The sequence below is a fragment of the Actinotalea solisilvae genome (genome assembly GCF_016464425.1).
GTDB classification, from domain to species: domain Bacteria; phylum Actinomycetota; class Actinomycetes; order Actinomycetales; family Cellulomonadaceae; genus Actinotalea; species Actinotalea solisilvae.
On sequence record NZ_JADDKQ010000022.1, the window covers coordinates 16821 to 29816 of the forward strand.

Annotated in this window: 12 protein-coding genes and 1 riboswitch; of the genes, 6 read left to right on the top strand and 6 right to left on the bottom strand. The window is 75.9% G+C overall.

Annotated features, from left to right (window positions below; genetic code table 11):
* Nucleotides 1–6: 6 nt before the first annotated feature.
* Nucleotides 7–1164, bottom strand: coding sequence for a TFIIB-type zinc ribbon-containing protein (locus JIG38_RS16580; protein WP_307844660.1), 1158 nt, complete (start codon nt 1162–1164; stop codon nt 7–9).
* 186 nt (nt 1165–1350) lie between these two features.
* Nucleotides 1351–2580: an SPFH domain-containing protein gene (locus JIG38_RS16585; protein WP_199423099.1), complete on the bottom strand. Its 1230-nt coding sequence runs from the start codon at nt 2578–2580 to the stop codon at nt 1351–1353.
* A gap of 231 nt (nt 2581–2811) precedes the next feature.
* On the opposite strand from JIG38_RS16585, the gene JIG38_RS16590 reads away from it, so the two are divergent.
* Nucleotides 2812–3678 (top strand): LLM class flavin-dependent oxidoreductase, encoded by an 867-nt coding sequence (locus JIG38_RS16590; protein WP_199423098.1) that lies wholly within the window; start codon nt 2812–2814, stop codon nt 3676–3678.
* 55 nt (nt 3679–3733) lie between these two features.
* Here JIG38_RS16590 and JIG38_RS16595 read toward each other — a convergent pair whose 3' ends face one another.
* Entirely contained in the window at nt 3734–4471 is a 738-nt protein-coding gene (locus JIG38_RS16595; protein WP_199423097.1) for an SRPBCC family protein, read from the bottom strand.
* Nucleotides 4472–4670: 199 nt separating this feature from the next.
* On the opposite strand from JIG38_RS16595, the gene JIG38_RS16600 reads away from it, so the two are divergent.
* The 3 genes from JIG38_RS16600 (at nt 4671) to JIG38_RS16610 (ending at nt 6802) form a co-directional block, all read left to right on the top strand.
* The gene (locus tag JIG38_RS16600) at nt 4671–5036 is read left to right on the top strand and encodes a GNAT family N-acetyltransferase (protein WP_199423096.1); all 366 of its coding nucleotides are present in this window, start codon (nt 4671–4673) and stop codon (nt 5034–5036) included.
* Nucleotides 5033–6133 carry a GNAT family N-acetyltransferase gene (locus JIG38_RS16605; RefSeq protein WP_199423095.1) on the top strand — a complete coding sequence of 367 codons (1101 nt, stop codon included), beginning with the start codon at nt 5033–5035 and terminating at the stop codon, nt 6131–6133. Before JIG38_RS16600 ends, JIG38_RS16605 begins: the two co-directional genes overlap by 4 nt.
* A 147-nt stretch (nt 6134–6280) precedes the next feature.
* A complete protein-coding gene (locus JIG38_RS16610) occupies nt 6281–6802 on the top strand; it encodes a DUF1990 domain-containing protein (RefSeq protein ID WP_307844658.1) in 522 nt (173 codons plus the stop codon).
* Between the two features lie 96 nt (nt 6803–6898).
* On the opposite strand, the gene JIG38_RS16615 is transcribed toward JIG38_RS16610, so the two are convergent.
* From JIG38_RS16615 to JIG38_RS16625, 3 genes are read right to left on the bottom strand one after another with little or no spacing between them, the layout of a single operon-like run.
* Entirely contained in the window at nt 6899–8050 is a 1152-nt protein-coding gene (locus JIG38_RS16615; RefSeq protein ID WP_199423094.1) for an ABC transporter ATP-binding protein, read from the bottom strand.
* The gene (locus JIG38_RS16620) at nt 8047–9732 is read right to left on the bottom strand and encodes an ABC transporter permease (RefSeq protein ID WP_199423093.1); all 1686 of its coding nucleotides are present in this window, start codon (nt 9730–9732) and stop codon (nt 8047–8049) included. The genes JIG38_RS16615 and JIG38_RS16620 overlap by 4 nt, the downstream gene beginning before the upstream one ends.
* A gap of 37 nt (nt 9733–9769) precedes the next feature.
* Complete coding sequence (locus JIG38_RS16625) at nt 9770–10879, bottom strand: thiamine ABC transporter substrate-binding protein (protein WP_199423092.1); 1110 nt, start codon at nt 10877–10879, stop codon at nt 9770–9772.
* A gap of 79 nt (nt 10880–10958) precedes the next feature.
* Nucleotides 10959–11077: riboswitch (TPP riboswitch) on the bottom strand.
* An 89-nt stretch (nt 11078–11166) separates the two neighbouring features.
* On the opposite strand from JIG38_RS16625, the gene JIG38_RS16630 reads away from it, so the two are divergent.
* Nucleotides 11167–11604, top strand: coding sequence for a hypothetical protein (locus JIG38_RS16630; RefSeq protein WP_199423091.1), 438 nt, complete (start codon nt 11167–11169; stop codon nt 11602–11604).
* Nucleotides 11605–11652: 48 nt separating this feature from the next.
* The gene (locus JIG38_RS16635) at nt 11653–12945 is read left to right on the top strand and encodes a cation:proton antiporter (protein WP_199423090.1); all 1293 of its coding nucleotides are present in this window, start codon (nt 11653–11655) and stop codon (nt 12943–12945) included.
* The last annotated feature ends 51 nt before the right edge of the window (nt 12946–12996 follow it).

Consider the following 12996-nt stretch of genomic DNA (forward strand, 5'->3'; position numbering starts at 1 on the left):
CCTCCCTCAGCCGCCGAGCAGCATGACGACGCCGAACAGGACCGTGCCGACGACCTGCACCACCGCGGCGACGGCCAGGAGCTTGGGCTGGTTGATCGGGACGCTGCCCATGGTCTCGCCGGTGCGCGCGTTGACCGCGACGTAGTGCAGGAACGACCGGCCGCCGGACTTCGTCTGGTGGTAGCTGTACAGCCACACGGGCAGGTACGCCGACACCCACCGCTGCCCGACGACGTCGACGCGCTCGTGGTCCCAGCGCACGCCGCGGTCGTAGAACGCGAGCGTCTCGTTGGCCTGGTGGCGCGCGATGTCCTGCGCCTGGACCGTCGCGAGCGGCGTGAGGTCCCCGACGTTCGTGTCGCGCTTCTCCGACGCGAAGCCGCGCAGGTAGTTGGAGTCGTAGCGGACGCCGTTCTCGACGTCGAACGGCAGGATCGTGTTGATGATGTTGTTCGAGTTGACCGACGTGCGCCGGTCGAGCCGCTCGCGCGAGGACTCGACCGTGAGGTCGTCGATGTGGATGTCGAACTCGCGCGCGACGTCGTAGAGGTCGGCGTCGTAGCGGCGCACCTGCCGGTCGCCCTGCTTGACCGTGTACGACCGCGTCTCGTGCTCGCCCTGGCCCTGCATCGACGCGTGCGCGTTGATGTCCACGACCATGTAGGGCAGGTAGACGCCCATGACGTTGGTCGGGTCGAACTCGCGCTTGAACCGCGGGTGCGCGAAGAACTGCCGCTTGCGCACGAAGGCCCCGATCCGCTCGACCGCCTCGGCCTTGGGCAGCTTGAACGGCAGCACCATGTCGGGCACCGCGCCGTTGGGGATCTGCTGGTTCATCGAGAGCGTGTTGCGGCACCAGTGGCAGCGCGCCTGGGTGCTCTCGTTCGTGTCGACCACCACCTCCGCCCCGCATGCCGTGCACCGGAACGTGAGGACCTCGGCCGTCGACGGGATGATGTCCGCCGACCCGGAGCCGATGACGACCCCCGTGAGCGCGCCGATCTCCCCGTCGAGGCCGAACTGCTCGAGCGCGCTCACGCTCCGCCACTCGTGCCGGCAGTACGCGCAGCGCAGGTTGCCCGTCGCCGGGTTGAGCCCGATCTCGGTCGACCCGCAGCGCTCGCACCGCGTGAGGCCGTCCTTCGCGCCCGCGTCGGTTCGCACGACCTGCGGGCCGGGCGGTGGCGGCGGTGGCGGCGGGAACCCCGGCAGCGCGACGGGCGCGCCCGACGTCGGCGGGGGCGGCGGAGGGTACGCGGCGCCGCCCGGAGGCGGCGGCGGTGGCGGGGGCGGCGGAGGGGTCGGCGGCGCCGTCCCTCCCGCCCGGTCGAGGTGGTCCATGTCCAGGTCCTAGAGGCCGAGGACCTTGGCCTTGGCGGCGTCGTAGTCCGCCTGCGTGATGAGGTCCTGGTCGAGCATCGCCTTGAGCTGCGTGAGCTTGGCCACCGGGTCCTCGGCCGGCGCCGCGGGCGGCGGCGGGGGCGGCGGAGGCGTGTCCGACGGCGTCTGCTGCTGAGCCTGCTGCGCCTGCTGGAAGGCCGGGGGCGTGCTCGGCTGCTGCAGGCCGGACGCCGCGGCGCCCGTCGCGCCGACGCCCATCCCGAGCACGGCCATGCCCGCGCCGCCGCCACCGTTCTCGCCGGCCGCCTGGAAGCCGCGCGCGGCCGCCTGCTGCATGAAGGAGTTGCCCCGGGAACCGCCGAGCGCGTCCGCCTTCTTGACGTCGCTGAGCAGCGCGCGCGTGTCCTCGTCGTACTCGATCGCCTGGAGGACGACCTTGACGATGGTGAGGCCGCGCGCCGTCGTCCACTGGTAGTTCTCCTCGACGGCGAACGCGAGGGACTGCGCGAAGCCGATCGAGTCGCCCTGGATCCGCGCGATGCGGTTCCCCTTGCTCGGGTCGTTCGTGTAGTTCGAGAACGCGGCCGCGAGCGAGCCGACCACCTCGTTGAAGAGCTGGCTGGCCGCGTCGTTGTCGAGGTCGGTGAAGTCGAAGACCCGCGGCGTCGCGCTGAGGTACGTCAGCGGGACGAACTGCTTGACCAGCAGGATCGGGTCGACGATGCGCAGCGAGTAGGACCCGCGCGTCACGGCGCCGACCTGGGCGCCGAGGTACGCGTCGTCCCAGTAGATCTCCGACTGCGTGCCGAAGCGGTTGTTCGGGATCTCCTTGAGGTTGACGTAGAACGCGAGCTGCTGCGAGCCCGGCTGGCCGCCGAACTTGAACCGCTCCCAGGACGCCATCACGGTCGGGCTGAGCCCGTCGCCCGCGAAGATCGAGCGCGAGTTCGGGTCCTGCGACGTGAAGATGAAGCCCCCCGGCTCGGCGACGAAGCCGGTGAGCTGGCCGTCCTGGAACGTGAGCAGGCCGTAGCCCTCGGGGACGAGGATGCGGCTGCCGTTGGTGATGATGTGCGCCGAGCCCTGCGTGTTCGACCCGCGGCCGGCGTTCTGGCCCTGGGGCACCGCCGGGAAGATCGCGGCCGTCGGCGCGAGGCCCGGCGGGGGCGCCAGGAAGTCCTTCCACTGGTCGGCGAGCATGCCGCCGAGGGCTCCGGAGAAGGCCTTGATGAATCCCATCGGATCCTCCACGTCATCGCGTGCGGGGCCGCGCCGCCGCAGGACAGCGGTGCTCGGGCCGGCTCCGGGCTCTCGCCACGGCGCCGTCGGGCGCACTCTACTGACCGGCGGCCCGCTCCCGTGAGGGGTTCGGCACAGTCACCCGAACGCCGGGTGTCCTCGTCGGCCGCCCGGGCCGGCGCCGCGCGGCCCCCGCCCTGCGCGTGTCGGTGGCCGGTGCGACCGTGGACCATGCGCTTCTGCGTGACGGTCCCCAACTTCGGCCCCGGGGTCGACGTCGACCTGCTCGCGCGTTGGGCGGTCGACGCCGAGGAGGCGGGCTGGGACGGGTTCTTCCTCTGGGACCACCTGCTCGCCTGGGACCCGGGCCCCGTCGACGTCGTCGACCCGTGGATGGCGCTCGCGGTCGCGGCGGACCGGACGTCCCGGATCCGGCTCGGGACGCTCGTCACGCCGCTGCCCCGGCGCCGACCGGTGAAGCTCGCGCGCGAGACGGTGACGCTCGACCGGCTCAGCGGCGGGCGCGCGGTGCTCGGCGTCGGCATGGGCGGCTTCCCCTACGAGTGGGACTTCCTCGGCGAGGAGCCGGACCTGCCGACGCGCGGCCGCATGCTCGACGAGCACCTGGACCTGCTCGCGCGGCTGTGGTCGGGGGAACCGGTCGAGCACCGCGGGGAGCACTACCGCGTCGCGGGCACGGCGGACCAGCCGTTCAGCGCGCGCCTCCACCCGCCGCCCGTGCAGCGGCCGCGCATCCCCGTGTGGGTCGCGGGGACCTGGCCGGGCACCCGGCCGTTCCGCCGGGCGGCGCGCTGGGACGGCGTCGTCCCCATGCGCGCCGACGGCCCCTGGACCGTCCAGGACACGCGCGACGTCCACGCCGCCGTCGCCGCGCAGCGGGACCCGGGCGCCGGACCGTTCGACCTCGTCGTGCCCGGCGAGAGCGAGCCCGGGCGCACCGCCGACGCCGCTGGTCCGCACGCGGACGCGGGCGGCACGTGGTGGCAGGAGAACGTCCTCCCGTGGCGCTACGGCTGGAGCGCCGGGCAGCCGTTGCCCGCGGAGCAGATGCGCGGACGCATCCTCGCGGGCCCCTGACCGGGCGCGGGCCCGCGGGCGGACCGGTGCGCGCGGTCCCGGGGCCGCTCCGCCGCTACGCCTCGCCGGCGGCGCCGTCCGTGTCGGGGCCCGTCCACCACGACGTCCACCGGCGCTCGGCGTCCGCCGCCCGCTCGGCGTCGGCGCCGTAGAGGCTGAGCACGAGCATGACCTCGCCGTCCGGGGGCGCCGACGCGGGCGGCGTGCGCGCGACCACGAGCAGCGCGTCGTCCTCCTCGGCGACGGTGAGGCCGATCTGGAGATCCGTCTGGAAGAAGACCTCGCCCGAGAACGTGGTGCCGTCCTCGCGGCGCACCTCGTACGCGCCGCCCACGGGGTCGTCCCCGAGCAGGCGCAGACCGAGGCGGCTGAGCAGCGGGGAGTCGTGCGGGCCGAGGTCGAGTCCGTGCGCGGAGACGGTGCGCCGGTCCTGGCCGGGGTGGCGCTCGAGCGCGAACCGGAGCTGCTGCGCGAACGTGATCCAGCCCTCGTCGACCGGGTCGAACGCGCCGTCGAACTCGCCGGTGACGCCGTGGTGCGAGCGCGTCACGCGCAGCCGCGTGCCCTCGTCCTCGGGCGCGACCTCGAACCGGTCGCCGTCCTCCCACGTGAGCGTGCGGGCGGCGTCGTCCGCCGTGGCGCCCTCGCCGAAGATCTGGGTGATCTCGGCCTCGAGGCCGTCGTAGTCCCAGCCGAACCACCGGGCGACGAGCGCGGGGTCGCGCAGGGACGCCCAGACGTCGTCGGGCGACGCCGCGACGTGCGTGTCGACGAGCACGCGTTCGGTTGCCATCGGACCTCCGGGCAGGTGCGGGTGGGTCGGCGGAGAGGCGGAGCGTCGGGCGCGGGGGCGCCGCGTCCGAGCATGGCACCACGCCGCACGGCGCGCACCCGACGCCGGTCCGCCGCGACGGCCGCCTCGCCGGCCCTCGGGCGCCGTCGGGCGCGGAAAGCAGTGGGCGCGCGCCCTCGCGCGGGGGAGGCTGTCACCCATGGGTCACCGCACGAGGACCGAGCGGCCGGACGACGCCGACGCCGTCCGCGCCACCACGACGGCGGCGTTCGGGCCGGACGGCGCGCACGTCGCCCGCGTGCGCACGGCCGACGCGCGCGGCGTACCGCTCGTCGTGCTCGAGGGCGACCCCGGCTACTACGGGCCGCGCGGCTTCGTGGCCGGCGCGTCGCTGGGGCTGCGCCGCCCGTCGCTGCGGATCCCGCCCGCCGCGTTCCAGGCTGTCGCGCTCGCCGCGCACGAGCCGTGGATGACCGGCACCGTCGTCGTCCCCGACGTGTTCTGGGGCCTCGACTGCGTCGGCCTGCGCGCCCCGTCCTCGCCGGACGGCGGGACCGCGCCGTGACCGGCTGGGCGGTGCACCGCGTCCCGGTGCCCGCGTCGCTCGACGCCGACGACGCCTGGGGCATCCACGCCGTCGCCGAGATCTCGAGCGCGGCCGAGCGTGCCACCTGGGGACACGACGACCTCGCCTACACCCCGCAGCACTGCCTCACCTACCTGCGCAACCAGCGGTACGCGGCGCGCCACCAGCTCGTCGTCGTGCCCGAGGGCGTCGACCCGACGTCGCCGGACGACGTCGTCGGGACGGCCGGGGTCGTGCTGCCCCGGGACACGCGGACCGCCTACCTCGAGACCCTCGTCCGGCCCGAGCGGCGGCGGCAGGGCGCGGGCGCCGCGCTGGTCGCGGCGGCGGAGGAGCTCGCGGCGCGCGACGGCCGCACGGCGGTCATCGTGTCGAGCGACCACCGCGGCGAGCCGCCGCCCGGCGGCACCGCCCTCGAGCCGCCGACGGGCAGCGGTCGCATCGCCGCCGACGACGCGTCGGCCGCCTTCGCGCTGCGGCGCGGGTACGCGCTCGAGCAGGCCGAGCGCTACAGCGTCCTCGAGCTCCCGCTCGACCCCGGGCTGCTCGGGCGGCTGCACGCCGACGCCGCCGCGCGCGCGGGCACCGGCTACCGGCTCCACACCTTCGTCGACCGCACGCCGGACCGGTGGCTCGACCAGGTCGGGACGCTCTTCACGCGGATGAGCACGGACGTCCCCGTCGCGGGCCTGGAGGTGGACGAGGACCCGTGGGACGCCGCGCGCGTGCGGTCGTTCGAGGACGACGCCGCCGCGGCACGGCACGGCGTGCTCACGGTGGTCGCCGAGCACGTCGCGACGGCCACCCTCGCGGCGTTCACGCTGGTCAAGCTCCCGCTCGACCAGCCGGAGGTCGTGCACCAGGAGGACACCCTGGTGCTGCGCGAGCACCGCGGCCGGCGCCTCGGGATGCTGGTCAAGACGGCGCTCCTGCGCGAGCTCGCCGAGCACCGACCCACCGCACGCCGGGTCCACACCTGGAACGCCGAGGAGAACGCCGTCATGCTCGCGATCAACGTGGCGCTGGGGTTCCGCCCGCGCGGCGTCTGCGCGATGTGGCAGCGCCGCCTCCCCTGACCGCCGGTCGCGGCGCCCCGAGGAGCCGTCCCGGTCAGGGGCCGGCGTCCGGCGCGGAAGGTTCGGCACACATGCCGACCCGAACCCTCCGCGGCACGGCGGCCTGCCCGCCGCGCGGGCGGCTCCGGCGCGCGGGACGATCGCCGGGTGACCCGCCCGCCGCGCGACCTCGCCGCGCTGCCGCTGACCTACGCCGAGGTGGGCGCCTCGCTCGCCGGGCCGCTCCCGGCCGGCTACCACCACACGCGCGCGAGCGCCGTCGTCGGACACGGCCGCGCGGTACTCGAGCGGCACGCCGACGCCGTCCTGCGGTTCGAGATGCACCGGCGCGCGGGCCTGCTCGTCGACGCGCGCGCACCTCGCGCCGCCGTCGGGGTCGACGTCGAGGTCGCGCTGCCGCTCGGACCGCTGCGGGTGCGTGCGCTCGACCGCGTCGTCGCCGTCGTCGACGAGCCCGACCGCCGCGGCTTCGCGTACGGCACGCTCGCGGGTCACCCCGAGCAGGGCGAGGAGGCGTTCGTCGTGACCATCGACGGCGACGACGTCGTCCGCCTCGAGATCCGCGCGTTCTGGCGGTCGGTGCGCTGGTACTCCCGCCTGGGCGGGCCGGTGACGGTCGCCGTCCAGCGCGCGATCACCCGCCGCTACCTCGCCGTCCGCGTCGCCTGACGCGACCGCCCGCCCGCACGTCCAGCAGCGGCGACGGCGTCCTCGCGACAGGACGCCCCCGCCCCGGGAGGACGGACTCGCGGAGGGGGGCGGAGGCTACGGCACGACGACGACCGCGGCGGGGACCGGGCGCAGCCGCACCCGGGTGCCCGGCGCCGGGAGCGCCGACGCCGCGGCCGCGAGCGAGCTCGGCTCGACGACCGTCACGCGTCCCGCCCCCTCGACGTCGACGACGACCTCGGTGACGCCGCGGCCGAAGCCGGCGCTCACCACCCGGCCGTGCAGCGGTCCGTCGTCGGCGCGCTCGAGCGAGCCCGGGCCGAGCGCGAACGTCCCCGCGCCCTCGCCCGCCCGGCCCCCGGGCCCGTCCGCCGGACCACCTGGCCCGTCCGCCGCACCCCCGGGCGCGTCCGCCGCGGGGTCACCCCCGACGACGCCGCCCCCGACCCCGGCCGCGCGCAGCGCGCCGCCCACGGCCGAGTCGACCCCGACGAAGGCCTCGTACCCGAGGAACTCGGCGACCCGCCGGCTCGCCGGGCGGTGCCACAGGACGACCGGTGCGGCCACCTGGAGGAGCCGGCCCGCGTCCATGACCGCGATCCGGTCGGCGACCGCGAAGGCCTCGTCGTGGTCGTGCGTCACGAAGACCGCCGTCGTGCCGGTGGCCGTGAGGGCCGCGCGGACCTCGGTCGCGAGCCGCTCGCGCAGCGACCGGTCGAGCGCCGAGAGCGGCTCGTCGAGCAGCAGCAGCCGGGGGCGCGGCGCGAGCGACCGCGCGAGCGCGACCCGCTGCCGCTCGCCGCCCGACAGCGTCGCGACCTCGCGCCGGTCGAAGCCGACGAGGCCGACGAGCTCGAGCAGCTCCGCGACCCGCGCGCGTCGCTCGGGGCGCGGCACCCCCGCCATCTCGAGCCCGAACGCCACGTTCCGCGCGACGTCGCGGTGCGGGAACAGCTGCCCGTCCTGGAACATGAGCCCGAACCCGCGTCGGTGCACGGGCACGCCCGCGAGGTCCTCGCCGCCCCAGCGGACCGTGCCGGACGACACCGGCTCGAGCCCGGCGACCGCGCGCAGCAGGCTCGACTTGCCGCTGCCCGACGGCCCGAGCAGCGCGACGACCTCCCCGGGCGCGACGTCGAGGTCGAGGTGGTCGACGGCGGTCGCGACCGAGCCGTCGTCGTCCCGGTAGTGCACGACGACGTCGCGCACCTCCAGGCCCGCCCCGCCCGCCCGCTCCGGCGCGCTCACAGCTCGCCCTGCCCGCCGGGCCGCAGCCGCTCCGCGAGGCCCATGACCACGGCCGTCATGAGCCCGAGGAGCACCGCGGCCGCGAGCGCCATGCCGAGGTTGTCGGCGCCCGGTCGCCCGAGCAGCCGGAAGATCACGACGGGCAGCGTGGGCCGCTCGGGCCGCGCGAGGAAGGACGTGGCGCCGAACTCGCCGAGACTCACGGCGAACGCGAACCCGACCGCGACGCCGAGCGAGCGCGCCGCGATGGGCCAGTCGACGTGACGCAGCACGCCCGCGGGCGCCGCGCCGAGCACGCCGGCGGCCTCGTGGAGGCGGGTGTCGATCGCGCGGAGCACGGGCAGCACCGTACGCACCACGAGCGGCGTCGCGACGACCGCCTGGGCCACCGGGATGAGCACCGCCGAGCCGCGCAGGTCGAGGTCGAGCCCCCACGGCCGGTCGAGCGCCACGAGGAACCCGAACCCGACGGTCACGGCCGAGACCCCGAGGGGCAGCATGAACAGCGCGTCGAGCAGCCGGACGGCCCGGCGGGTGCCGGCGCCGCGCGGTCGCCGCGACGCGACGAGGGCGACGAGCCCGCCGACGACGACAGCGATCACCGTCGCGTCCAGCGCGATCCGCACCGACGTCAGCGCGGCCTCCCACACCGTGACGCTCAGCGCGTTCCGCCCGCCGGTGGTGCCGAGCGCGACGTAGTTGCCGAGCCCCCACCCGTCGGCGGTGCGCAGCGACCGCACGACGACGGTCGCGAGCGGGAGGACGAGCAGCACCCCCACGACGAGGGCGGTGACCGCGACCGCGACGACGTCGCCCGCGCTGCGTCCCGGGCCGCGCAGCGCGGGGCGCGGCAGCGCGACGCGCGGGTCGGCCGTGAGCTGCAGCGCCCGCTCGCGCGACGAGCGCGCACGGCCGGCGAGCAGCAGGCAGCCGGCGACGACCACGAGCTGGAGCACCGAGAGCACCGCGGCGGCGCGCAGGTCGAGGAACTGGGTGGTCTGCACCCAGATCTCGGTCTCGACCGTGCCGTAGCGCGCGCCGCCGAGCACGAGGACGACGCCGAACGCCGTCGCGCAGAAGAGGAAGACGATGGCGGCCGCGGACGCGAGCGCGGGCGTCAGCGCGGGCAGCGTGACGTGGACGAACGCGCGCCACGGCGACGCGCCGAGGGCGCGCGCGGCCTGCTCGGCGCGCGGGTCCAGGCCCGCCCAGAAGCCCCCCACGGTGCGGACGACGACCGCGAGGTTGAAGAACACCAGCGCCGCGACGACGGCCGAGAACGTGCCGTCGATCCCGAGGAACCCGAGCGGCCCGTGCGGCGCGAGCACCGAGCGGAACGCGACGCCCACGACGACGGTCGGCAGCACGAAGGGCACGACGACGAACGCGCGCAGCGCGCGGCGGCCCGGGAAGTCGCGCCGGTGGAGCAGGTGCGCGACGGGAAGCCCCAGCACGAGCGCGAGCGCGGTCCCCACGACCGACTGCGCGAGGGTCAGCCCGACGATCCGCCACGTCCGCGGGCGCCCGAGCACCTCCCCGAAGCCCGAGAGGTCGAGGCCGCCCTCGCCGACGAACCCCAGCCGGAGCAGCGCCGCGACGGGGTAGGCGAAGAACAGCGCGAGGAAGAGCAGCGGGACGCCGGCGGCCAGCCCCCAGGCCAGCCACCGGCGCGCCGCCCCCATCGCGGGTCCTCCCCCTGCCCGGCCCCGCGTGGTGGTCTCAGCCCAGGACGACGTCGGTCCACCTCGCGATCCACGCGTCCCGGTTCTCGCTGATCATGTCCGGCTCGAGCGTGAGCGGCTCGTCGGGGCGCGGTGCGAACGCCGCCCACGACTCCGGCAGCTCGACGCCGCCGTCGACGGGGTAGACGTACATGCTCTCGGGGATGTCCGCCTGGACCTCCGGGCTGAGCAGCCAGTCGACGACCTGCTGCGCGCCCTCGGGGTTCGCCGCGCCCGCGAGCACGCCCGCGTACTCGACCTGGCGGAAGCACGTGTCCAGCAGCGCGCCCGTCGGGGCCGTCTCCGCGCCCTCGGCCACCTCGTACGGCGGCGACGACGCGTAGCTCAGCGCGAGCGGGCGGTCGCCCTCGCTCGAGGGGCCGGAGAAGTCGACGTAGTACGCGTCCGACCAGCCCGAGACGACCTTGACCCCGTTGGCGCGCAGGGCCGTCCAGTAGTCGGCCCAGCCGTCCTCGCCGAAGCGCGCGACGGTCGCGAGGAGGAAGGCGAGCCCGGGCGACGACGTCGCGGGGTTCGTCACGACCAGCAGGTCCCGGTAGGCGGGATCCGCCAGCTGCTCGAGCGTCGTCGGCTCGGCCAGCCCCTGCTCCGCGAACCACTCGTGGTCGACGTTGATGCACACGTCGCCCACGTCGACCGCGGTGAGGTGGTGGTCGTCGTCGACGGCGTACTGCGCGGCGTCGGCGGGCTCGGCCGGGCTCTCGTACGGCTCGAGGACGCCCTCGGCGACCGCGCGGCTCGCGAAGGTGCTGTCGATCCCGTAGACGACGTCGCCCAGCGGGGCGTCCTTCGTGAGGATCAGCTGGTTGACGAGCGCGCCGCCGTCGCCGGGCGCGCGGGTCTCGAGCGTGAGGCCCGTCTCCTCCTCGAACGCCGCGATCGTCTCGTCGCTCAGCGCGAACGAGTCGTGCGTGACGAGGACGACGGTGCCGCCCGGCGACGCCCCGGCGTCGGGTGAGCGGCCGGGCTCGGCGTCGTCGTCGGCGCCGATGGCCGAGCACGCGGCGAGCGGCAGCAGCGCGAGCACGGCGACGGGCGCGAGCCGGCGACGGCCCGTGCGCTGGTGGTCGGCGAGGGTTCTCGCCATGGCTCCTCCTCTGGTGGCAGGAGGGGGACGCCACCCCGCCGCCGCGGGCGCGAGCGCACCCGTGGACGACGCGGCCGACGTCGAAGACGTCCCGACTCCCTACGCCGGCATCACCCGGATCAGGTTCGAGGGTCTGCGGTCACCCGCACTCTCAGCGTCCGTGCCCGGTCTCCCGGCGACGCTCCCCTGTCGTTCGGGGCGAGCCTACCGCCGTCGGCGGCCGGGACAGGTCGCGCGCGGCTGGATACGCTCACGGCACCGGGCCCCGCCACCCACGGAGGACGACCATGTCGCTCGTCGCACAGCTCTTCGCCGGGACCCACGCGGAGGCGCTCGCCCGCGCGGACGCCCTCGACGCGGGCGACGAGCCCGACGACGCGACGTCGGCGCTCGACGTCGCCCTGACTCCCGTCGACCTCGAGGTGCTCGGCGAGATCGCGGCGAAGGCGGTGCGCTTCGGCAGCGGCGACCTCGAGGTCGCCGAGGTCGACCTCGACCACGAGCTCCTCTTCCGCCTCCCGCCCTTCCTGTGCGAGGTGCTCGCGCAGCTCGACGAGCCCGAGGACCCGGACGCGCCGGGCGAGGTCGCCGAGGCGTGGGCCGCGTCGGAGGAGATGAGCGCCGAGGGCGAGGACCTGCTGCCGCTCGTCCGTGAGATCACGGGCCTCGTCGCGGCCGCGCACGGGGCCGGCCAGGACGTCTACCTCTGGGTCGAGCCGACCTGATCCGGCGCTCGCCGGGCCGGGAACGCCGCGGTGACCTAGCGTGACGCCGTGATCGCCTTCGACGGTGGTGGCGCCGTCTTCGCGGCGATCGGCGTGGCCACCCTGGCCGCCGCCGTCCTGCCGCGCGCACTCCACCGCGCGCCGGTCTCGATGCCGGCCGTGTTCCTCGGCTTCAGCATCCTCGCGTTCACGCTGCTGCCCGCCCTGCCGGACCCGGACCCTGTCGCGCACCACCCCGTCGCGCTCCATCTCACCGAGGTGTGCGTCGTCGTCTCGCTCATGGGTGCGGGGCTGGCGATCAACCGGCCCCTGGGCTGGCGGCGCTGGGGCACCACGTGGCGGCTGCTCGGCATCACGATGCCGCTCTCGATCCTCGCGGTCGGCCTGCTCGGCTGGTCGATGCTCGGGCTCGGGGTCGCCTCGGCGGTCCTGCTCGCGGCCGCGGTCGCCCCGACCGACCCGGTGCTGGCGTCCGAGGTGCAGGTCAGCGAGCCGACCGCGGAGCCGGGCCAGGACGACGACGAGGCGCGCTTCGCCCTCACGGCGGAGGCCGGCCTCAACGACGGGCTCGCCTTCCCCTTCACCTACGCCGCTATCGCGATCAGCGTCGCCGGCCCGGCGCTCGGCGGCTGGCTGGGCGGCTGGGTGCTGGTGGACGTCCTGTGGCGGATCGCCGTCGGCGTGCTCGTGGGCGCGGCCGTGGGCTGGGCGCTCGGTCGGCTCTTCTTCTCCGGCTTCGCGCGCCGTCGGCACCTCAGCGAGCACGCCCAGGGCTTCGTCGCGCTCGCGGCGACCTTCCTCGCCTACGGAGCCGTGGAGCTCGCGGAGGGCTACGGCTTCGTCGCGGTGTTCGTGTGCGCCGTCGCGCTGCGCGCCGTCGAGCGGCACGACGAGTACCACGGCGTGCTGCACTCGTTCGTCGAGCAGGTCGAGCGCCTGCTCACCGTCGCCGTCGTCGTGCTGCTCGGCGGGGCGGTCGCGCGCGGCCTCTTCGACGACGTCGGCTGGGTCGAGGTCGCGTTCGCCCTGGTGTTCCTGCTCGTGGTCCGGCCCCTGACCGGGCTCGTCGGGCTGGCCCGCGGCCGGACCGGGCGGCGCGAGCGGGGCGTCATCGCCTTCTTCGGCGTCCGGGGCGTCGGGTCGCTCTTCTACGTGGCGTACGCGCTGGAGCACGGCGACTTCCCGGACGCCGAGCGCCTCTGGGCCGTCGTCGGCCTCGTCGTCCTCGGCTCGATCGTGGTCCACGGCGTCGCGGCGACGCCGGTCATGGCCCGGCTCGACCGCGCCCGCGAGAGGCGCGCGGAGCAGGGTGACGGCGACGTCGCCCACACCGCCGTCTGACGCCCGCGCCGGCGCACCGCCGCACGTCGCGGTCGCGCCGCCGCGGCACTA

Excerpts from the sequence above, each read along its gene's own strand:
- JIG38_RS16625 (WP_199423092.1), bottom strand. The coding sequence starts at position 10,879 with ATGGCGAGAACCCTCGCCGACCACCAGCGCACGGGCCGTCGCCGGCTC.
- JIG38_RS16630 (WP_199423091.1), top strand. The coding sequence starts at position 11,167 with ATGTCGCTCGTCGCACAGCTCTTCGCCGGGACCCACGCGGAGGCGCTC.
- JIG38_RS16590 (WP_199423098.1), top strand. The coding sequence starts at position 2,812 with ATGCGCTTCTGCGTGACGGTCCCCAACTTCGGCCCCGGGGTCGACGTC.
- JIG38_RS16600 (WP_199423096.1), top strand. The coding sequence starts at position 4,671 with ATGGGTCACCGCACGAGGACCGAGCGGCCGGACGACGCCGACGCCGTC.
- JIG38_RS16585 (WP_199423099.1), bottom strand. The coding sequence starts at position 2,580 with ATGGGATTCATCAAGGCCTTCTCCGGAGCCCTCGGCGGCATGCTCGCC.
- JIG38_RS16620 (WP_199423093.1), bottom strand. The coding sequence starts at position 9,732 with ATGGGGGCGGCGCGCCGGTGGCTGGCCTGGGGGCTGGCCGCCGGCGTC.
- JIG38_RS16595 (WP_199423097.1), bottom strand. The coding sequence starts at position 4,471 with ATGGCAACCGAACGCGTGCTCGTCGACACGCACGTCGCGGCGTCGCCC.